The organism is Streptomyces sp. NPDC107522 (assembly GCF_055657525.1).
Genome location: NZ_JBVKAU010000006.1, coordinates 416,933 through 436,123, shown reverse-complemented (window position 1 = coordinate 436,123; position 19,191 = coordinate 416,933). Strand labels below are relative to the sequence as shown.

Sequence of the window (19,191 nt, the reverse complement as noted above, 5' to 3'; positions counted from 1 at the left end):
TCCGTAGCATCGGAGCATGGCGACCCTCTGGGAGCTCATGCGGGACTGCATCCCCGACGACCACGCGCGCCAGGTCACCTCGCGCTACTACCTCGACGAGGTGATGGGCGCCCCGGGCGCACCCGGGCTGGTCGTCGATCTGGGGTGCGGACGCGGCACCTCCGCCGAGCTCTTCCGCAAGCACGACCCGGATGTGCGGTGGGTCGGCGTGGACATCCGCGACTCACCGGAGGCCGGACAGCGCACGCCCGGCGGTGACCCGGTGGTGCACTACGACGGCGTCCACCTCCCCCTCGGCTCGGACTCGCTCCCGCTGGTCTACTCGCACCAGGTCTTCGAACACGTCGCCCGCCCACGCGAACTGCTGGCGGAGATCGCCCGAGTACTGGAGCCCGGTGGGCTTTTCATCGGATCAACATCCCAGTTGGAGCCGTACCACTCCTTCAGCCTGTGGAACTACACGCCGTACGGCTTCCGCGTACTGGTCGAGGAGGCGGGGCTCACGCTGGAGGAGATCCGGCCCTCGCTCGACGGAGTGGCCCTGATCATGCGGAGTTACCTCGGCCGGCCGGCCGAGTACAGCCGTTACTGGGACGAGCAGTCCCCGCTCAACACCGAGATCGACGGGTGGGGGAAACAGGAGCGGCGCAGAACGGCCTTGGTGAACCTGCGGAAGCTCACGTACTGCGGTCAGTTCGCCTTCCGGGTCGGCAAAGATCGCAAAACTCGGCGCGCCGCAGGATGATTTGGGGCATTTCTTACATAATCCCCCTTAATCGTAAGGGCTCACCCCTCACGCATTGCATCCACCTCACTCCACCGGAGATGACATGCACAAGCTTCGCAAGGCCGCTGTCCTGGTCGCCGCCCTCAGCAGCGTCGCGCTCGTGGGCGCGGGCACGGCCCACGCCGACGGCCGGGGCAACGACGTCAAGGTCGGGCAGAGCACCAGCTGCAAGTCCCACGACCTGAACATCGACATCCTCGGCATCGTCGGGGTCCTCAACGGCGTCCTGGGCAACGGCCTCAACGGCGAGGGCAACTCGGGCGGCCAGGCCAACCACCTCGGTTCGACGATGGGCTGCAACAACGCCGCCTTCGACAAGTGACCGACTGAGCGCATGACCGCCTGACCGGCGAGGGAGCCCCGGCCCACGGCCGGGGCTCCCTAACTCGCGTGCAGCATCATCCCGATCCCGACGACCAGCAGCGCCGCGGCGGCGATCCGGGGCGCCCCGAAGCTCTCCTTGAAGAAGACGGCCCCGATCGCGGCCCCGACGATGATCGAGGACTCCCGCAGGGCGGCGATCGGCGCCAGCTCCGCCTTGGTCTGCGCCCACAGGACGAGCCCGTACGCGGCGACGGACAGCGCCGCACCCAGCAGCCCCACCCCGGCGAACGGCCGCAGCACGGCGACCGTCTCCCGGCGCCAGCGCCAGACGGCGTACGCCGGGATCGCGAGGCCCTCGGCCATCATCAGCCAGGCGATATAGCCGACGGACGACCCCGAGGCCCGTACGCCCAGCCCGTCGAGGACGGTGTACGCCGCGATGCTCAGCCCGGTCGCCAACGCCGCGCCGATCGCCGCCCGGTTGGGCCGGTGCCCGCGCAGCCCCCACAGGGCGACGCCGGTGAGCCCCGCGCAGGACAGGGCGATGCCTGCGGCCGCCCATCCGTCCGGCACCTCGTGCGCCACGAAGGCGGCGAGTACGGCGACGACGAGGGGCGCGGTGCCGCGCGCGATGGGGTAGGCCTGCCCGAAGTCGCCCAGCCGGAACGACTTCATCAGCAGCACGAAGTAGACGACATGGACGAGGGCCGAGGCGGCGAGATACGGCCACGCCCCCGCCGCCGGGAACGCGGCGAAGGGCGCGATAACCGCGCCGATCAGCACTCCGCCGCCCGCGATGAGCGTGAAGGCGACCAGCTTGTCGGTGATCTTGTGGGCGATGGCGTTCCAACTGGCGTGCGTGACGGCCGCCAGCAGGACGGCGGCCGCGACCAGCGGGGTCACGAAGTCTGCTCGCGCACGTCCACGAGGGCGGCACCGGCGTGCGCGACAAGTTCCTTGGGTTCCATGGGGAAGACGGTGTACGGCGTGCCCGCGGCGGCCCATACGACGTCGTGCTCCAGCAGCGACCGATCGGCGAGCACACGTGTCTTCGTACGGTGCCCGAAGGGCGGTACGCCCCCGATGGCATACCCCGTCGTGTCCCGTACGACGTCCGCCTTGGCCCGCGTGACCTTCTCCGCCCCGAGCTCCTGCCGCACCCGCTCCACGTCCACCCGGGACGCCCCGTCCATGAGCACCAGCACCGGCACCCCGTCGGCGGCGAAGATGAGCGACTTGCAGATCTGGCTGAGCTCGCACCCGATCGCGGCGGCGGCCTCGGCGGCGGTACGGGTGGCGTCCGGGAAGCGGCGGATCCGCGCGTGCAGTTCACCCAGGCCCAGCTCTTCGAGGGCGGCGGCGAAACGGGGGTGGGCGGCTGTCGTCATGCAGGGCACGGTAGCGGTGGATGTACGGGGCACGCGACAGGGTTATCGGGACTGCGAGCGCACGATCCGGAGCACTGGTTCCAGCGACCCGACGACCAGCTCGGCTCCGGCATCCCTCAGCAGCTTCGCCTTGCGGTCGTTGCGCGCGTAGCCGAGGAACGGCACCCGGGCCCGACGGGCGGCCTGGTAGTCCGTCGGCTCGCCGCCGATCACCAACGCGTGCCGCGGTGCCGCGCCCATGCCGTTCAGCGCGCGGTTGAGCACGTGCGGGTCGGGCTTGAGGAGATGGAGGTCCAGGGTGCGGCCGTAGATGTATGGGGTGAAACAGGACATCAGGCTCCGAGACTCCAGATATGCGCGGACCGCACGCCGGGAGTTGTCGGTGGTGATGGCCAGCCGTGCGCCCATGGCACGCCACGTGTGGATGAGCGGGTCGGCATACGGCGTGGGATATGCCGAGGAGACGGCCTTCAGTTCTTCCTGCGTGACGTACTCCTCCAGCTCGGTGACGAGATCGCTGCCAGGATGCCGGCGGTCCACCGCGCGCAGTACGACCTGAGGGTCGAGGTACTCCTGTTCGGCGTCCGTCAGCAGGCCGTGCAGGCCCCGGGCTTCCAGCCATTGCACCAGCGTGCTCGCCGCCCAGTCCGCCGAACGCCCGGCGAACAGGCGGCAGATCGGCCCGTCGAAGTCCCAGAGCACCACTTGGGCACGGGTGATGGCCTCGCGTAGATCCCCCGTTGGATCCCCGGCTGGGTCGTGCGGAGTACGGACATCCGAGACGGCGGTGAGCAGCGGGCTGGCGGACATCGCGGTCCCCTCGCCCTCGCCCCCCGGCCTCGGTTGCTGTGGCTGCGTCGTCGGGCCGTTCTCAGCCGACCGCGCCCGTGCCCTCGCTCGTTCCCGCTCCTCCCGCCGGGTTCGTTCCCGCTCGATCCGCTCCCGCTCCTCCTGATCCGCTCGGGCGCCTATCGTGATCTCGTGGGCCTTCAGAAGCGCCTCGCGTGCGGCCCTGGCCTGTGGATGCCGTGCCCCGAGCAGACTCGCGGACCGCTGGACTGTCACGGCGAGGACATCGGTCAACCGCTCCAGGGCGGCGATGTCACGCTGCGCCGCGGCCTCCGCGTGCTGCGCCACCGTCATGATCACGAGGGCTTCCAGCGCCCGGGGATGGTCGTTCCCCCAGCGGTCGATCTGCCGGTCGCAGACGTCCACCAGTTCCCGCACCAGGCCGGGCAGCCTCCCCTGGTACCGCAGTGGTCCGCCGTACTCGATCAGGAACAACGTGTGGGCCGACCGCATCCGTACGTCGAGCCACGCCGCCGAGTCATCGGCCTCGGAGACAAGTCCGGCGGCCCGTTCGGCGTACTCCCGGGCGGCAAACCGCCCCTGCAGCCGGACGAACACCGCGCTGAGCTGGGCAAGGGTGTACGCCTCCTCGAGCGGCGTCCGGGCGGCCTTCAACGCCCCGCGCAGAGCCCAGCGGGCCTCCCAGTCGTATCCGCTCTCGGCGAGGACGGTGGCGATCCGGTTGTGCACCGCGCACCGGTGCTCCATGGGAACGAGTCCGTCATTCACCCATCGCGTGATCGTGTCCACCGTGACGCCGTACTCCCGCTCGGCCGCTTCGCCCAGTTCACGCAGCAGGGCGAGGAAATACGACGTCTCCGCCGCGGCGGCCGGGGTGTTCAGCAACTGGTCGTCCTCGGGGAGCCGGCCGACCTCGCGCCGCAGGGAGTCAAGGGCGTCCTTGTCCCCCTCGACCGCCCGCTCGGCGAGAGCGATCCTGCGCCGCCAGGGCTGTACGGCGGTCTCAGGCATCAGGGTCGCCTCCCAGGGCCCGGTCGCCGAACGTCCGCAGTGTGCGCCCGCGCTGCTCCTGCGCCTCCTCCGGCGTGATGTACCCGGCTTCCTCCCACTGGCGCAGCGCCCTCAGGACGACTTCGGCGTCCCGAACCACGTTCCGCTCGGTCGCCTGCTCGGCCGGCTCGCAGGCCTCCGCGGGATCCCGGCCTCCGTTGCGCAGGGAGTCCGTGCTGAAGTGCGGGAACAGTTCCATGGCGTGGCGTACGGACGCGGCGATGAGCACCTCGCTGCCCTGGTCGGGGTCCGCACGGCGGTACTGCTGCTCCATGAGGATGCCCACCACGGCGGGGGCGGTGTCCACAGGGCTGCCCGAGTACCCCGAATAGTCACCCAGGCCCTGCTCCACCGTCAGCTGAATTCCCGTGAACTCGCCGCCTTCGACGCTGCGGTAGGTGATGGGCGCGTGGGACACGAGTCCGCTGAGCTGTGTCTGCTCGTCCGGCGGGCAGTAGGTGCCGCGCCATCGCACATCCGGCCGCGGCCAGTCCGTAGGTGGGGCGAGGGGCAGATCGTGCTGGTGCGCATCCTCGATGTGTATGAGGGCGAGGTCCCTGTCTTTCACCGAGTCGCACAGGCGACCCGTCAGCGCGCGCCCGTCCGCCAGTTCGAGATCGAGGCGGCCGTACTGCACGCGCGCCGCCCGGAGACAGTGCATGGCCGTGAGTACGTAGACACGGGTCAGGAGGAGGCCTGCGCCCAGAGGGCTGCCACCCTCACTGATCCGCACCCAGTAGGGGCCACCGGTCATGGCGCGCCCGAGGTCCGTTCCACGGTGAGCGTCACCTCGAAGGATGCCTCGGCCGACGCCTTCGAGAGGATGACACCGGCTTCGGCGGCCAGGGTGATCCCGAAGGTCACCTCCATGCTGGTGACCGACCAGCCATGCCGCTCGGGAACCTGGGCCAGCGAGTCCTGCGCGATCGTCGACGCCTGCCGGATGGCGTCCCGCAGCTCGTCCTGCCGGTCGGCCAGGGGCGCGGACCGGCGCGTCCTGCTGCCGATCTGGCGGGCACCGTTCCCGTTGAGCTCGACGGTCTCAACTCGTACGGGCGGTAAGGCAATTGCCGGTTGCTCCGTCACGACCTCAGGGTAGCGAAACGTGAGCCACGAAGCGGGTCCAAGCGGTCGGGGCGACGGTGAGGTGGGGGGGCTCGGGGGTCTTGGAGTCGCGGATGTGGATGGTGGCGGGGGTGGTGGCGACCTCGACGCAGTCGTTGCCGTTACTGCTGTCGCTGTAGCTGCTCTTGAACCAGTGGAGTTCCGGGGTGCTCATAGTTCTCCCAGCGCTTGCTCGATGAAGGCCAGAGACTCCCCTGGCGTGAGCGCCTGAGCCCGGATAATGCCATACCGCAGGTCAAGAAGCCGGAGCTGCCTCGGGTTGGAGACTGGGCGACCCCCGAAGTCGCCGTCGGTGCGCCCAACTCCGGTGCCGTCGGCGAACTTCAACACCTGAATCCGGCCCCCTGTCCCGGGGTGGTTCGCGCGGGAGGTCGGCATCACCTGAAGCTCCACGAAAGGCAACTGGGCCACCTCCAGTAGGTGTTCGAGCTGTCGGCGCAACACCATTGTGTCCCCGATGGGGCGCCGCAGCGTTACCTCTTCCTGGACAAAGCTGAGCTCTGGTGCGGGGGACCGGTCGAAGATGGACTTACGAGCCATGCGTCCTGCCACCATTCGCTCCAACTGGTCGGACGAGTAGGCCGGACGCCACGTCGCAAGCAGTGCCCGCATGTACTCCTGGGTCTGCAACAGGCCGTGGAGATTGTGGTTGCCGTACATCAACAGCTCGACCGCACGCCCCTCCAGGTCCGCCAGTTCGCGCACCTTCTTGGGATACCGGGCCTGCTCCATGTCCCGCATGAACGCCTTGAGATGCCCCTGCGCCCTCAGGACATCGTCCGCCCTGTCCAGGAACTCCGGCCGGGGAATCCGCTGCCCCCGCTCCATCTTGCGGATCATGTCCTCGCCGTAGCCCATGACCTCCCCGAACTCGGCCGCCCGCATCCCCGCCGCCTCCCGGCAGACCTTCAGCAGCCGCCCCACCGCCTGGACCACCGGCTCGATCTCGTCCCCCGGTTCGACATCCCAACCCGCCTCGTCCGCAACCTCGTTCATGCCCCACCTCCGACGCGCACTCGTACCCGTACAACCCCCGAGACAGCCGAGACAGCACGAGACAAAGTCGGAAACGAACTCACCTCCCCCATCCGAAACTTCAGCGTGCTGCTGTCCCCCGCACCCCGCGGCGACCTCCCGCCCCGGCGCACGCCGACGGCCCCGGACGCCGAGTCCGGTCGGGGCCTGCTCCTGGTGGAGGCGCCGGCACTCGCACGATCATCGTGTCGGCCGGCAGGTCCGGACCGTCGTGGCGGTCGGCGAACCGCCGCCAGTCGGCCCACCGCTCTGCGGCCTCCAGGGCCGCCTCCGCCCGGTCGACGTCGAGGTCGAGCAGCCCGCGCGGCCCTCCGTGGCACCGCGACCGGGGCAGGTCCTCGGACGGTTCGGTCCACTCGTGGTGGCGGACGAGCCGGGGGTCGTCCTCGTGTCCCGGAAGGACGGCGAACCCGCACCCGGCGCCGGAGATGAACCAGTAGTCCCACTCCCCCACCCGGTCCGGATGGGGGATGTCCTCGCGGTTGTAGTCGTACGGTGCCATGGCCCGTCCGACAGCCCGGCGCAGCGACTCGGGGTCCTCCGGGTCGCGGGGTGGGAGAGAGACGGTGTCGCCCTCGTACGTCGCTCTCGTACGTCGAAGAGCGCCCGTGAAGACAGCCGGTGAGGGCACCCCGTCCCCACGGAGCCCTCACCGGCCGGCTTTCTTCAATGGTGACCGGTCAGACGCGTACCAGCGCGCGGTCCTCGTCGGGGTCCGCGTTCTTCCTGGATTCGGCGGCCGTGCGCAGGCCCTCGCCCTCCACGTCCACGTTCGGCAGGGCGCGGTCCAGCCACTTCGGCAGCCACCAGGCCCGCTTCCCCAGCAGCGCCAGGACCGCCGGGACGATGGCCATCCGCACGATGAAGGCGTCGAAGAAGACCGCGGTCGCCAGGCCGAAGCCGATCATCTTGACCATGGACTCGGACGAGCCGATGAAGCCCGCGAAGACCGCCATCATGATCACGGCCGCGGCCGTGACGACCCGCGCGCCGTGCTTGAAGCCGGTCACCACCGCCTGGCTCGGCTTCTCGCCGTGGACGTACGCCTCGCGCATCCGCGTCACGAGGAACACCTCGTAGTCCATCGCCAGACCGAAGACCACGCCCACCATGAAGATCGGCATCATGGACATCACCGGGCCGGTCTCCTCCACGCCCATGAGCCCCGCGAGCCAGCCCCACTGGAAGACCGCGACCACCGCGCCCAGCGCCGCCATCACGCTCAGCAGGAAGCCGAGCGCCGCCTTGAGCGGGACGAGGATCGAGCGGAAGACGACGATCAGGAGGAGGAAGGCCAGGCCGACCACCAGGGCGAGGTACGGGATCAGCGCGTCGTTGAGTTTCTCGGACACGTCGATGTTCATCGCCGTCGTGCCGGTGACCAGCACGTTCGCGTCCGTGTCGGCCTTCACCTCCGTGCCCTTGTCGCGGATGGCGTGCACGAGGTCCTCCGTCGTCACCGACGACGGCTTGGCGTCCGGGATCACCGTGATCGTCGCCGTGTCACCCGCCTTGTTGGGCGTCGCCGGGGTCACGGTCACGACGTTCTTCAGGCCCTTGATGTCGTCGCCGACCTGGCTGAACACGGCGTTCGGGTCGTTGCTGCCCTTCGCGTCGACCACGACCATCAGCGGGCCGTTGAAGCCCGGCCCGAAGCCGTCGGAGAGCAGGTCGTACGCACGGCGCTGGGTCGTGGACGTCGGCTGCGAGCCGTCGTCGGGCAGGCCCAGTTCCAGGGAGGCCGCGGGGACGGCGGCCGCGCCCAGGCCCACGACGCCCAGCATCAGCACGGCGATCGGACGGCGTACGACGAAGCTCGCCCAGCGCGTGCCCATGTTCGGCTTGGCCTTGCCGGAGGCCGCCTTCTTCTCGGCCCGGTTGCCGCCCATCCACCGGCTCTTCTTCCCGGCGGGGCGCACCTTCTTGCCGGCGTACCCGAGCAGGGCCGGGATCATCGTCAGGGCGATCAGCACCGCGATCACGACCGTGCCGGCCGCCGCGATGCCCATCTTCGTCAGCATCGGGATGTTGACGACCGACAGGCCGACCAGCGCGATCACGACCGTCAGGCCCGCGAAGACCACCGCCGAGCCCGCGGTGCCGACGGCCCGGCCGGCCGCCTCCTCGCGGTCGCGGCCCTCGGCCAGCTCGGCGCGGTAGCGGGAGACGATGAACAGGGCGTAGTCGATGCCGACCGCGAGGCCGATCATCATGGCCAGCGTCGAGGTCGTGGAGCCCAGCTCCAGCGCGTTCGCCAGGGCGGTGATCGTGGAGATGCCGATGCCCACGCCGATCAGGGCGGTGAGCAGCGGGAGCCCTGCCGCGATCAGGGAGCCGAAGGTGATGACGAGGACGACCGCGGCGACCGCGATGCCGATGATCTCGGTGGCGCCGGTCTCGGGTGTCGTCTGGAGGGCGTCACCGCCGACCTCCACGGTCAGCCCGGTGTCCCGCGCGTCCTGCGCGGCATCCTCCAGGGCCTCGCGGGAGGCGTCCTTCAGCTCCATGCCGGAGACCTCGTACCTCACCGACGCGTACGCGATCGTGCCGTCCTTGCTGACGGCGTTCGCCTTGTACGGGTCGGCGACGGAGGTCACCTCGGAGCCGTCGGACAGCTCGTCGACGGTCTTCTCGACGGTCGCCTTGTTGGCGGCGTCCGTCATCTTCTCGCCCTGAGGCGCCTTGAAGACGACCCGGGCGGTGGCGCCGTCGGCGCTCATGCCGGGGAAGCGCTGCTCCAGCAGGTCGAAGGCCTTCTGCGCCTCGGTGCCGGGGATCGAGAAGGACGTGGACCCCGCGGCGGGCGCGCTCGCCGCGCCCACACCGGCGAGGGTGAGCAGCGCGACCCATATCAGGGCGACGAAATGGCGTCGCCTGAAGGCGAGCCTGCCGAGTTTGTACAGGAATGTGGCCACGAAGGCGTCTCCCGGTCAGTCGTGGGGTCGGGGCCACACAGGCCCCAGGGCAGGGGTGATCAGCCCGACGACGTGAGCGGATACGTCAGGTGGAGGGCTTGCTTGGGGAGACCGTCAGCCGAGGGGACTCGTCAGCTGACGGGTGCGCCGAGGGCGGGGAGGACCACGGCGTCGATGTACGAGGTGAGGAAGGCCCGCGTCGGCGGCCGCTCGTCGAGGATCGTGCAGGTGACGAACGCGCCGAGCATCATGTGCACCACGAAGTCCAGCGCCGGGCAGTCCGGCCGGACCTCGCCCCGGTCGACGGCGCGCTGCAGCACACGGCGGAACGCCACGATCTCCGGTTCGACGATCTGGCTCCGGAACTCCCGGTGGAGGTCCGGGTTCGCGTGCATCGCCATGGCGAGCCCACGCATCAACGCGCTGTTCTGCGCCATCTCGGCGTCGTCCACATGCGCCATCAGCGCATGGAAGTCGCCGCGGAGCGACCCGGTGTCGACGGCGTCGACGTCCTTGCCGGGCTTTGTGTGCCGGATGGCCTTTACCACCAGCTCGGCCTTGCCGCCCCACTGGCGGTAGAGCGTCGCCTTGCTGGACCGGGTGCGCGCGGCCACGGCGTCCATGGTGAGGGCGTCGTAGCCGACCTCTCGGAGCAGGTCGAGCACGGCCTCGTACAACTCGGCCTCGCGCTCGGGAGTGATACGACTGCGACGCGGCGCTGCGACCTCAGTCATGACCCTCTCCACCTTCCCGCTCCGAACGACACGGTTTCGTACACGACGAATGTACCCCACCCCCTAGCGAAACGAAACGGTTTCGTTCGTGTCGTGGGTCACGCGCCGCCCGATCGTGGGTCACGCGCCGCCCGATCGTGGGTCACGCGTCGCCCGGTCGCGGTCACGCACCGCCCCGCACTCCGATGGCCGACCTGTTATGGCACGACTTGCCCCCATCCGCCCCCGGGCAAAGCATGGGGACGTGAGCTACCTGCGCCTACCGCATCTGAGCGGCGAACTGCTGTGCTTCGTGGCCGAGGACGACCTGTGGCTGGCCCCGCTGGACCGGCCGGGCCGTGCCTGGCGGCTCACCGTGGACCGCACCAAGATCGGCCACCCCCGCTTCTCCCCCGACGGCCGCCACATCGCGTACACGAGCTGGCGCAGCCTGACCCCCGAGATCCACCTGGTCCCGGTGGACGGCGGCCCGGGCAGACAGCTCACCCACTGGGGGTCACCGGACACCCAGGTGTGCGGCTGGACACCGGACGGCATCATCCTCGCCGTCGCCTCCCACGGCGAGCCCTTCTCCCACTTCACCTGGGCCTACAAGGTCAGCCTCGGCGGCGACCCCGGCCGCAAGCTGCCCTGGGGACCGTGCTCCGACATCCAGGTCGCCGACCTCGACGGCGAGCGCAAGACGCTCCTGCTGACCGGCACCCCACCGCACGAACCGGCCGCCTGGAAGCGCTACCGGGGCGGCGCCACCGGCCGCCTCTGGCTGCACGGCGAGCGCCTGCTCGCGGACATCGGCGGCCACCTGCACTCCCCCATGTTCGTCGGCGGCCGTATCGCCTTCCTCTCCGACCACGAGGGCGTCGGCAACCTCTACTCGTGCGCCTACGACGGCTCCGACCTGCGCCGTCACACCGACCACGACGCCTTCTACGCCCGGCACGCCTCCAGTGACGGCACCCGGGTGGTGTACCAGTGCGCGGGCGACCTGTGGATCGTGGACGACCTCGCCGCGGACAGCAAGCCGCGCAAGCTGGAGGTGCGGCTGAGCGGGCCGCGCGCCGGCCGCCGGACGTACCAGGTGCCGGCCGCCCAGCACGTCGACGGCGTCTCCGTCGACGAGACGGGCCGCGCGAGCGCCGTGGTCGTGCGGGGCAGCCTCTACTGGCTGACCCACCGGGACGGTCCAGCACGCACGATCACCGACACGCCCGGCGTACGGATCCGGCTCCCGGAGATGCTCGGCTCGTCCGGCCAGGTCGCCTACGTGACGGACGCGGAGGGCGAGGACGCGATCGAGATCGCCTACCTGCCGAGGGCGACCGGCGACCGGGAACCCCGCCGCCTCGCCTCGGGCGAACTGGGCCGTGCCCTGGAGATGGTCGCCGACCCGGAGGGCGAGCGCCTGGCGATCGCCTCGCACGACGGACGGCTGCTCCTCATCGACGCAACGGAAGACTCCAACGGCGAGGTCACGGAGCTGATCCGGTCGATCAACGGCCCGGTGCGGGACCTGGCCTTCTCGCCGGACGGCACTTGGCTGACCTGGTCCCATCCCGGCATCGGCCGCTCCCTGCGCCAGATCAAGCTGGCCCGCATAAAGGACCGGCTGATCGTCGACGTCACCAACGGCCGCTTCGAGGACGAGAACCCGGTGTTCACCCGGGACGGCCGCTATCTGGCCTTCCTCTCCTGGCGCGGCTTCGACCCGGTCTACGACGTCCACACCGGCGACCTCTCCTTCCCCCTCGGCTGCCGGCCCTACCTGGTCCCCCTGTCCTCCGCGACCCCCTCCCCCTTCGCCCTGAACCCGGAGGGCCGCCCGGCCGCCGGTGGCCTGGACCCGGTGGAGGACGAGGAGGGCGGCGAGGGGGGTGCGACGACCGTGGAGATCGAGGGACTGGAGAACCGGGTCACCCCCTTCCCGGTCGCCGCCTCCAAGTACTCCGCGCTGCACCCGGTCGCGGGCGGCGGACTGGTCTGGCTGCGCTGGCCGATCTCGGGCGCGCTGGGCGAGACGTTCGCCAACCCGGACGACATGACCGGGCGGCCGACCCTCGAACACTTCAACATCAGCAAGGCCAAGAAGTCCGAACTCGTCGACCACCTGGACTGGTTCGCGGTCAGCGGCGACGGCACCCGCCTCGTCCTGCTCGACGAGGGCGACCTGCGGGCGGTGCCCGCCACCGAGTCCGGCGACAGCGACACCACCGTGTGGATCGACGCGCGCCGCATCCTGCACGAGGTGGATCCGACCGCGGAGTGGCGGCAGGCATACGAGGAGGCGGGCCGGCTGATCAGGGCGTACTTCTGGGAGCCGGACATGTGCGGCATCGACTGGGACGCGGTCCTGGCCCAGTACCGTCCCCTGGTCGACCGCGTGGCCTCCCCCGACGAGTTCGCCGACCTGCTGCGCGAGGTGCTGGGCGAACTCGGCACCTCCCACGCCTACGTCGCCGCCGCCCGCCGCAACGAGGGCCCGCCCCACTACCAGCGCTGGCAGGGCCTGCTCGGCGCCAACTTCGTCCGCAGGGACGAGGGCTGGATGGTCAGACGCATCCTCCCCGGCGAGTCCTCCGACTCCAAGGCCCGCTCCCCGCTGGCAGGCACCGGCATCCGGGAAGGCGCGGTGCTCACCCACGTCGACGGCCGCCCGGTGGACCCGGTCGCGGGCCCCTATCCCCTCCTCGCCGGCTCCGGCGGTACGACGGTGGAGCTCACCTTCACCCCGGCGGAGGGCGAGGCAGGCAGGTCACGCCGGGTCGCGGTGGTCCCCCTGATCGACGAACGCCCCCTGCGCTACCAGGACTGGGTCGCCAAACGCCGGGCCGTCGTACGGGAGTTGAGCGGCGGCCGCTGCGGCTACCTGCACATCCCGGACATGGGCGGCTCGGGCTGGGCCCAGTTCAACCGGGACCTGCGCATGGAGATGTCACGCCCCGCACTGATCGTCGACGTACGCGGCAACGCGGGCGGCCACATCAGCGAGCTGGTCGTGGAGAAGCTGACCCGCACGATCCTCGGCTGGGACCTGACGAGAAACGCCCAGCCGGTGTCGTACGCCTCCAATGCCCCGCGGGGACCGGTGGTCGCCCTGGCCGACGAGGCGACGTCCTCCGACGGCGACATGATCACGGCGGCCTTCAAACTCCTCAAACTGGGGCCGGTCGTCGGCCAGCGCACCTGGGGCGGAGTCGTCGGCATGACCGGCCGCCACCGCCTCGGCGACGGCACGGTGATCACGGTCCCGATGAACGCGGCCTGGTTCGACGCGTACGGCTGGAGCATCGAGAACAAAGGCGTGACTCCGGACGTGGAGGTCCTGCGCACCCCCTTGGACTGGGCGGAGGGCCGCCACGCCCAACTGACGGACGCGGTGGAACTGGCCCTGGAGCTACTGGAGACAAACCCCCCGGCAACGCCCCCGGACTACGCACACGTCCCGGACCGCTCGAGGCCGCAATTGCCACCGAGGAACCAAGAAGGGGCAACGCCAACGCCCTGAGGGGCGCGGGGAACTGCGCGACCAGCCCCCACCGGCCGGCACCCGAAAACGCTGAACGCGGGGCACCCACCGAACAGGGGGCACCCCGCGTTCTCAGCTACTGTCGAGCGAACGACTACCGGTCGTAGTCCTGGTCGAAGCGCTCCTCGTCCTCACGCAGCGGCGACCGCTCAGGGTCCTCGTCACGGTCGCGCTGACGGCCCCGCTCCCGCGCCTGCTGAGCCTTCTGTCGCGCCTGCTCCTGCAGTCGCTCGGACTTCTCCTGGAACTGGTCCTTCATGCCCATGTGGGTTCACTCCCGTACTGGGTGGGGGATTGGCCCCTCGTTGGGGCCTCGACCAGATTCACACGGGCGATTACACCACGCATGTCGATCAGTTACTCCCCGTAGTCCGCCCAGTTCGCTCCTGCTCGTCGGCGGCGCCCCCCGCCCCGACCAGCCCCGTCCGCATCCCCTCCAGCCGGTCCGCGAACCGCCGCATCTCCCGCTGCCCGACGGTCCCGATGATCCCCGGCAGATACCCGCGCACGCCCTGCATCCCGCGCAGCCACCACTGCCCGTACACATGGCTCGACCGCCGCTCGATCCCGGCCACGATCCGGTCGACCGCCGGCCCCAGCGGATACGTCTTGTTGGACGGCCAGGGCAGCCGCTTCCTCAACTCCCGCATCACGTCGTCCTGATCGGCCCCGCGCACCATGTCGGTGTCGGTCCACGACAGATACCCGACGCCCACCCGTACGCCCTTGTAGCCGACCTCGGCCCGCAGACTGTGCGCGTACGCCTCCACACCCGACTTGGACGCGCAGTACGCCGTCATCATCGGCGCCGGAGTGATGGCGGCCAGCGAGGCGATCTGCAGCAGATACCCCCGGCTCTCCATCAGCACCGGCAGAAACGCCCGCGCCGTCACGGCCGATCCGATGAGGTTGACCTCGATGACCCGCCGCCACGCCTCCGGATCGGAGTCGACGAAGGGCCCACCGGTGGCGACACCGGCATTCGCCACCACGATGTCGACCTTCCCGAACCGCTCCTTCACCTCGCGCGCCACCCGGGCCATCGCCTCGTGGTCCGTCACGTCGGCGTACCAGTGGTCGCTGTCGCCGTGCAGCCGTTCGGAGACCTGCTTGAGCTCGTCCGGCTCCAGCCCGACGAGCGCCACGCTCGCCCCCCGCGCGGAGAGCTTGCGGGCGAGCAGCTCACCGACGCCCCGCGCCGCCCCCGTGACGACGGCGACCTGTCCTTCGAGGCTCACCCTGCTCATGCGCCCTCCTTGACCTGCGTGTACGTGTCGGCCTGCGGGTACGCCCGATCGTTCTGCGCGTACGTCGTGACGAGTTCCCGTATCCGCCCGGTCACCAGCTCGGGCGCCTCGACCGGCGTCATGTGCCCGAGGCCGGGCAGTTCGGTGACGCCGAGGCAGTTCGGCAGCGCGGCGGCCAGCGAGCGGGCGTGCACGGGCGGGGTCAGCCGGTCGGCCGTGCCGACGATGACCGCGGTCGGCGCCGCCAACTCCCGTACGCCGTGGTCGAGATCGAGCAGGTCGAGCACCTGCGACCAGGCGTACCGCACCTTGCGCGGACACGCGTGCACGATCCGCGCGCACGCCTCGACCATGTGCGGGGCCGAACCGGGGCCCATGGTCGCGTACTTGAGGATCGCCCGGGCGACCGGCGTGACCGGCCCGAGCGGCGCGCGCGACCCGAGGATGTGCTTGGTCAGCCAGGTCCGCAGCCGCCCGGGACGCAGGGGTACGACCGTGGACTCGGCGACCAGCCGCGCGGCGCCCGTGCTGCACAGCAGGACGGCGGCCGCGTGCTCCCGGAACCCCGGGCGCGCGGCGGCGGCCATCACCGTCATGCCGCCCATGGAGTGCCCGACGATCACGGCCTTCTCGCCGGACGCGAGGGTCTCCTTCAGTACGGCTTCGAGGTCGTCGGCGAGCGCGTCGGCGCTGCAGGCCGGGCTCGCCGGGCTGCGTCCGTGGCCGCGCTGGTCGTAGGCGATGACCCGGTGGTCGGCGGCGAGGTCCCGTATCTGCGCCGCCCAGAAGGCGGTCGAGCAGGTCCAGCCGTGTGCGAGGACGACGGCCGGCGCGTCCTCGGGGCCGTGCACCTCTATGTGCAGCCGGGCGCCGTCGGCGGAGACGGCGGTGAGCTCGCGGGTGGGGGTGGGCGGGGCGTACGGCCCGGACGTCACGTGCATCAGACGGCTCACGCGGTCACCTCGACACTTTCCATGTCTCCCTTGTCTTTCTTGTCCTTCTTGGCTTCCTTGGCTTCCTTGGCTTGCTTGGTTTTCTCGACGGACGACCGGACGACGGCGTACTCGCCGAGATCCACCCGCCGCGTGGCCCGCCGGAACTCGGATGTCGTACCGGGCCAGATGGTGGTGTTACGGCCGTTCGCGTCGAGGTACCAACTCGTGCAGCCGCCGGTGTTCCACACCGTCCGCTTCATGCGCTCCTGCACCCGCCGGTTCCAGGCGGCCACGGCGCTCGGCCGTGCGTCGAGGGCCACGCGACCGCCCAGGACGGTCAACTGCCGTACGAAGTCGGCCATGTAGTTCAGCTGGGACTCGATCATGAGGATCATGGACGAGTTCCCGAGCCCCGTGTTGGGCCCGATGATGGACATCCAGTTCGGGAACCCGGCCGCCGAGGCACCCCTCAGGGCCTCCATCCCGCCCTTCCACACCTCGGCGAGAGTCTTCCCCTCCGCGCCCACGACCCGCTCGGCGATGGGCATGTCGGTGACATGGAACCCGGTGCCGAAGATGATCGCGTCGACCTCGGCCTCACTGCCGTCGGCCGCGACCAGCGTGGAGCCGTGGACCTCGCTCAGACCGCTGGCGACGAGGTCCACATTGGGCTGGGCGAGCGCCGGGTAGTACTCGCTGCTCAGCAGGATCCGCTTGCAGCCGATGCGGTAGTCGGGAGTGAGCTTGGCGCGCAGGGCGGGGTCCTTGATGGACCGGCCCATGTTCCGCTTGGCCAGCTGCTCTACGAGCCCCAGCTCGTTGGGATGCTTGGTGAACGCCTGGACCTGCAACTCCCGGATGCCCCAGAGCAGTCCGCGGCGCAGCTGTGCGGTGAAGGGCAGGGCCCGGTGCAGGGCGCGCTCGGCGCCGCTGATCGCCCGGTCCATGCGGGGCATGACCCACGCTGGCGTGCGCTGGAAGAGCGTGAGCCGCTCCACCTCGGGCTGGACGGCCGGCACGATCTGGATGGCGGAGGCGCCGGTGCCGACCATGGCGACGCGCTTGCCGCGCAGGTCGTAGTCGTGGTCCCAGCGGGCGGAGTGGAAGACCTTGCCGGGGAAGGAGTCCAGCCCCGGGATGCCGGGGATCTTCGGGTCGGACAGCGGCCCGGTGGCCGAGACGACGATGTCGGCCGAGAGCTCCCCGCTCGCCGTCTCGATGTCCCAGCACACCCGCTCGCCGTTCCAGGTCATCCGCTTCACCTCCGAGTCGAAGCGGATGTGGGGACGCAGCCGGAAGACGTCCGCGACGTGTTCCAGGTAGGCGCGGATGTGCTCCTGCCCGGAGAAGGTGCGCGGCCAGTCGGGATTGGGCGCGAAGGAGAACGAGTACAGATGGGACGGCACATCGCAGGCGCATCCGGGATAGCTGTTGTCCCGCCAGGTGCCGCCGACGCTGCCGGCCCGCTCCAGGACGACGAAGTCGGTGACGCCCTCGCGTCGCAGCCGTACGGCGGCCCCCAGCCCACCGAACCCGGACCCGACCACCGCGACCCGCACATGTTCGCGTTCGGCCATGCCTGTGCCTCCATGCTTCACCCGGAACCTGGAACCGTGCCAGTGAACACTGGCGTAATGGGGAGAGTAGAGGAGGTCCGTACCGACCGGTAGGGGTCGAGCGAGGAAAGTTACCGCCGGTACGAATTAAGGTTCCGGAGTGACCGAGAAGCGTGAGTACCGCATGGAAGAGCTGGCCCGTCTGGCCGGCATCACGGTGCGCACCCTGCGCTTCTACCGGGAACGCAAGCTGATCCCGCCGCCCCGCCGCGAGGGCCGTATCGCCTGGTACGACGACCATCACCTGGCCCGCCTGCGCACCATCGCGGCCCTGCTGGAGCGCGGCCACACCCTCACCGGCATCGCGGAACTGGCCGAGGCCCTCGACCACGGCCGCGACGTCGCCGACCTGCTGGGCGTGGAGCCCCCCTCGGAGGAAGAGCCCGTCCGCCTCACCCCCGAGGAACTCGCCGCCCGCTTCGAGGGCCAGGTCACCCCGGAGAACCTCGCCGCCGCCCTGGAACTCGGCTACCTCGGCACCGACGGCGACGAGATCGTCCACATCAGCCGCCGCCTGCTGGACGTCTCCTCGGCCCTGGTCCGCGAAGGCATCCCGCTCGCGGACGTCCTGGCGGCCGGCAAACGCGTCCGCCAACACGTGGACGACCTGGCAGAGATGTTCGCCGAGCTGGTGCTGCGCCACGCCGGCGAGGACGACCTCCACCGCTTGCGCCCGCTGGCCCGGAGCGTGGTGGAGGCGGAACTGTCACTGGCTTTGGACCGCCGCCTACGCAAGCAGTGACGCCCCAGGGGCGCGGGGCTCTGTTTGATGTGCGGCTACCGCCGCGCGGGCGCGACCAGCCACGACGACGCGGCAGCCGACCGGCGACACACTGCGACACTCTCGCAGTCGTGGACCGCTCAGTGGCCGTACACCACCGTCACCGGCGCATGATCCGACCACCGCTCCGCATGCGTCGCCGCGCGCTCGACGTACCCCTTGAGGGCCTTGGTGGCGAGCCCGGGCGTCGCCACGTGGTAGTCGATGCGCCATCCCGTGTCGTTGTCGAACGCCCGCCCGCGGTACGACCACCACGAGTACGGCCCCTCGACGTCCGGATGCAGCGCTCGTAGGACATCGACGTAACCACCGGCGGTCGGCTCGAACACCTGCGTGAGCCACTCCCGCTCCTCCGGGAGGAAGCCCGAGTTCTTGGTGTTGCCACGCCAGTTCTTCAGGTCCGCCTGCTGGTGGGCGATGTTCCAGTCGCCGCAGACGAGGACCTCGCGGCCGTCGGCGGCGGCGCGTTCGCGCAGGTCCTTGAGGTAGGCGAGGAACTCGCCCATGAAGCGGACCTTCTCGTCCTGCCGCTCGGTGCCGACCTCGCCGGAGGGGAGGTAGAGGGAGGCGACCGTCACACCGGGCAGGTCGGCCTCGACGTAACGCCCGCTGTCGTCGAACTCACTCGACCCGAAGCCGACCTGGATGCGGTCGGGCTCACGGCGGCTGTAGAGGGAGACGCCGGCCCGGCCCTTGGCGGCGGCGGGCGCGTGCACGACGTGCCAGCCGTGGGGCGTGCGGACGTGCTCGGGCAGCTGCTGCGGCTCCGCGCGCACCTCCTGCAGGCACAGCACATCGGCTTCCGTACCGGCGAGCCACTCAACGAAGCCCTTCTTCGCGGCGGCGCGCAGCCCGTTCACATTCACAGAGGTCACAGTGAGCACCCGGGCACGATACCGGCACACTGGACGTTGTCCGATT

At 70.4% G+C, this 19,191-nt stretch carries 19 protein-coding genes; 4 read left to right on the top strand and 15 right to left on the bottom strand.

Annotated elements, in window-relative coordinates; all coding sequences use genetic code 11:
• Positions 1-16 precede the first annotated feature (16 nt).
• Complete coding sequence (locus ACZ7L6_RS22305) at positions 17-745, top strand: class I SAM-dependent methyltransferase (RefSeq protein WP_471926475.1); 729 nt, start codon at positions 17-19, stop codon at positions 743-745.
• 85 nt (positions 746-830) lie between these two features.
• Positions 831-1,109, top strand: a complete 279-nt coding sequence (locus ACZ7L6_RS22300; RefSeq protein WP_471926473.1) for a hypothetical protein — start codon at positions 831-833, stop codon at positions 1,107-1,109.
• A gap of 59 nt (positions 1,110-1,168) precedes the next feature.
• On the opposite strand, the gene ACZ7L6_RS22295 is transcribed toward ACZ7L6_RS22300, so the two are convergent.
• The 10 genes from ACZ7L6_RS22295 to ACZ7L6_RS22250 all read right to left on the bottom strand — a co-directional run bounded on the left by ACZ7L6_RS22295 (position 1,169) and on the right by ACZ7L6_RS22250 (position 10,168).
• On the bottom strand, positions 1,169-2,014 hold the full coding sequence (locus ACZ7L6_RS22295; RefSeq protein ID WP_471926471.1) for an EamA family transporter: 846 nt from the start codon (positions 2,012-2,014) through the stop codon (positions 1,169-1,171).
• Positions 2,011-2,499, bottom strand: a complete 489-nt coding sequence (locus ACZ7L6_RS22290; protein WP_471926469.1) for a YbaK/EbsC family protein — start codon at positions 2,497-2,499, stop codon at positions 2,011-2,013. The genes ACZ7L6_RS22295 and ACZ7L6_RS22290 overlap by 4 nt, the downstream gene beginning before the upstream one ends.
• A 42-nt stretch (positions 2,500-2,541) precedes the next feature.
• Entirely contained in the window at positions 2,542-3,204 is a 663-nt protein-coding gene (locus tag ACZ7L6_RS22285; RefSeq protein WP_471926815.1) for an HAD family hydrolase, read from the bottom strand.
• 1,108 nt (positions 3,205-4,312) lie between these two features.
• Positions 4,313-5,113 carry a trypsin-like serine protease gene (locus ACZ7L6_RS22280; protein WP_471926467.1) on the bottom strand — a complete coding sequence of 267 codons (801 nt, stop codon included), beginning with the start codon at positions 5,111-5,113 and terminating at the stop codon, positions 4,313-4,315.
• A complete protein-coding gene (locus ACZ7L6_RS22275) occupies positions 5,110-5,445 on the bottom strand; it encodes a CU044_2847 family protein (protein ID WP_471926465.1) in 336 nt (111 codons plus the stop codon). Before ACZ7L6_RS22275 ends, ACZ7L6_RS22280 begins: the two co-directional genes overlap by 4 nt.
• Before the next feature lie 4 nt (positions 5,446-5,449).
• Positions 5,450-5,638, bottom strand: coding sequence for a DUF397 domain-containing protein (locus tag ACZ7L6_RS22270; protein WP_471926463.1), 189 nt, complete (start codon positions 5,636-5,638; stop codon positions 5,450-5,452).
• Positions 5,635-6,480 carry a helix-turn-helix domain-containing protein gene (locus tag ACZ7L6_RS22265; protein WP_471926461.1) on the bottom strand — a complete coding sequence of 282 codons (846 nt, stop codon included), beginning with the start codon at positions 6,478-6,480 and terminating at the stop codon, positions 5,635-5,637. The genes ACZ7L6_RS22270 and ACZ7L6_RS22265 overlap by 4 nt, the downstream gene beginning before the upstream one ends.
• A gap of 100 nt (positions 6,481-6,580) precedes the next feature.
• Positions 6,581-7,150 (bottom strand): hypothetical protein, encoded by a 570-nt coding sequence (locus tag ACZ7L6_RS22260; protein ID WP_471926459.1) that lies wholly within the window; start codon positions 7,148-7,150, stop codon positions 6,581-6,583.
• A gap of 49 nt (positions 7,151-7,199) precedes the next feature.
• Complete coding sequence (locus ACZ7L6_RS22255) at positions 7,200-9,434, bottom strand: MMPL family transporter (protein ID WP_471926457.1); 2,235 nt, start codon at positions 9,432-9,434, stop codon at positions 7,200-7,202.
• A gap of 131 nt (positions 9,435-9,565) precedes the next feature.
• The gene (locus tag ACZ7L6_RS22250; protein WP_471926455.1) at positions 9,566-10,168 is read right to left on the bottom strand and encodes a TetR/AcrR family transcriptional regulator; all 603 of its coding nucleotides are present in this window, start codon (positions 10,166-10,168) and stop codon (positions 9,566-9,568) included.
• A 244-nt stretch (positions 10,169-10,412) separates the two neighbouring features.
• On the opposite strand from ACZ7L6_RS22250, the gene ACZ7L6_RS22245 reads away from it, so the two are divergent.
• The gene (locus ACZ7L6_RS22245) at positions 10,413-13,670 is read left to right on the top strand and encodes a S41 family peptidase (protein ID WP_471926453.1); all 3,258 of its coding nucleotides are present in this window, start codon (positions 10,413-10,415) and stop codon (positions 13,668-13,670) included.
• Between the two features lie 115 nt (positions 13,671-13,785).
• On the opposite strand, the gene ACZ7L6_RS22240 is transcribed toward ACZ7L6_RS22245, so the two are convergent.
• From ACZ7L6_RS22240 to ACZ7L6_RS22225, 4 genes are all read right to left on the bottom strand, one after another.
• Positions 13,786-13,956, bottom strand: coding sequence for a hypothetical protein (locus ACZ7L6_RS22240; RefSeq protein WP_471926451.1), 171 nt, complete (start codon positions 13,954-13,956; stop codon positions 13,786-13,788).
• A gap of 88 nt (positions 13,957-14,044) precedes the next feature.
• Positions 14,045-14,938 carry an SDR family oxidoreductase gene (locus ACZ7L6_RS22235; protein ID WP_471926449.1) on the bottom strand — a complete coding sequence of 298 codons (894 nt, stop codon included), beginning with the start codon at positions 14,936-14,938 and terminating at the stop codon, positions 14,045-14,047.
• Complete coding sequence (locus ACZ7L6_RS22230) at positions 14,935-15,891, bottom strand: alpha/beta fold hydrolase (RefSeq protein WP_471926447.1); 957 nt, start codon at positions 15,889-15,891, stop codon at positions 14,935-14,937. Before ACZ7L6_RS22230 ends, ACZ7L6_RS22235 begins: the two co-directional genes overlap by 4 nt.
• Positions 15,888-17,450 carry a flavin-containing monooxygenase gene (locus ACZ7L6_RS22225; protein WP_471926445.1) on the bottom strand — a complete coding sequence of 521 codons (1,563 nt, stop codon included), beginning with the start codon at positions 17,448-17,450 and terminating at the stop codon, positions 15,888-15,890. Before ACZ7L6_RS22225 ends, ACZ7L6_RS22230 begins: the two co-directional genes overlap by 4 nt.
• 139 nt (positions 17,451-17,589) lie before the next feature.
• Between ACZ7L6_RS22225 and ACZ7L6_RS22220 the strand changes: the two genes are divergently transcribed.
• Positions 17,590-18,231 (top strand): MerR family transcriptional regulator, encoded by a 642-nt coding sequence (locus ACZ7L6_RS22220; RefSeq protein WP_471926443.1) that lies wholly within the window; start codon positions 17,590-17,592, stop codon positions 18,229-18,231.
• Positions 18,232-18,350: 119 nt separating this feature from the next.
• Here ACZ7L6_RS22220 and ACZ7L6_RS22215 read toward each other — a convergent pair whose 3' ends face one another.
• Positions 18,351-19,154 carry an exodeoxyribonuclease III gene (locus ACZ7L6_RS22215; protein WP_471926441.1) on the bottom strand — a complete coding sequence of 268 codons (804 nt, stop codon included), beginning with the start codon at positions 19,152-19,154 and terminating at the stop codon, positions 18,351-18,353.
• Positions 19,155-19,191 lie beyond the last annotated feature (37 nt).

Excerpts from the sequence above, each read along its gene's own strand:
- ACZ7L6_RS22305 (WP_471926475.1), top strand. The coding sequence starts at position 17 with ATGGCGACCCTCTGGGAGCTCATGCGGGACTGCATCCCCGACGACCAC.
- ACZ7L6_RS22300 (WP_471926473.1), top strand. The coding sequence starts at position 831 with ATGCACAAGCTTCGCAAGGCCGCTGTCCTGGTCGCCGCCCTCAGCAGC.
- ACZ7L6_RS22290 (WP_471926469.1), bottom strand. The coding sequence starts at position 2,499 with ATGACGACAGCCGCCCACCCCCGTTTCGCCGCCGCCCTCGAAGAGCTG.
- ACZ7L6_RS22280 (WP_471926467.1), bottom strand. The coding sequence starts at position 5,113 with ATGACCGGTGGCCCCTACTGGGTGCGGATCAGTGAGGGTGGCAGCCCT.
- ACZ7L6_RS22270 (WP_471926463.1), bottom strand. The coding sequence starts at position 5,638 with ATGAGCACCCCGGAACTCCACTGGTTCAAGAGCAGCTACAGCGACAGC.
- ACZ7L6_RS22265 (WP_471926461.1), bottom strand. The coding sequence starts at position 6,480 with ATGAACGAGGTTGCGGACGAGGCGGGTTGGGATGTCGAACCGGGGGAC.
- ACZ7L6_RS22250 (WP_471926455.1), bottom strand. The coding sequence starts at position 10,168 with ATGACTGAGGTCGCAGCGCCGCGTCGCAGTCGTATCACTCCCGAGCGC.
- ACZ7L6_RS22240 (WP_471926451.1), bottom strand. The coding sequence starts at position 13,956 with ATGGGCATGAAGGACCAGTTCCAGGAGAAGTCCGAGCGACTGCAGGAG.
- ACZ7L6_RS22235 (WP_471926449.1), bottom strand. The coding sequence starts at position 14,938 with ATGAGCAGGGTGAGCCTCGAAGGACAGGTCGCCGTCGTCACGGGGGCG.
- ACZ7L6_RS22225 (WP_471926445.1), bottom strand. The coding sequence starts at position 17,450 with ATGGCCGAACGCGAACATGTGCGGGTCGCGGTGGTCGGGTCCGGGTTC.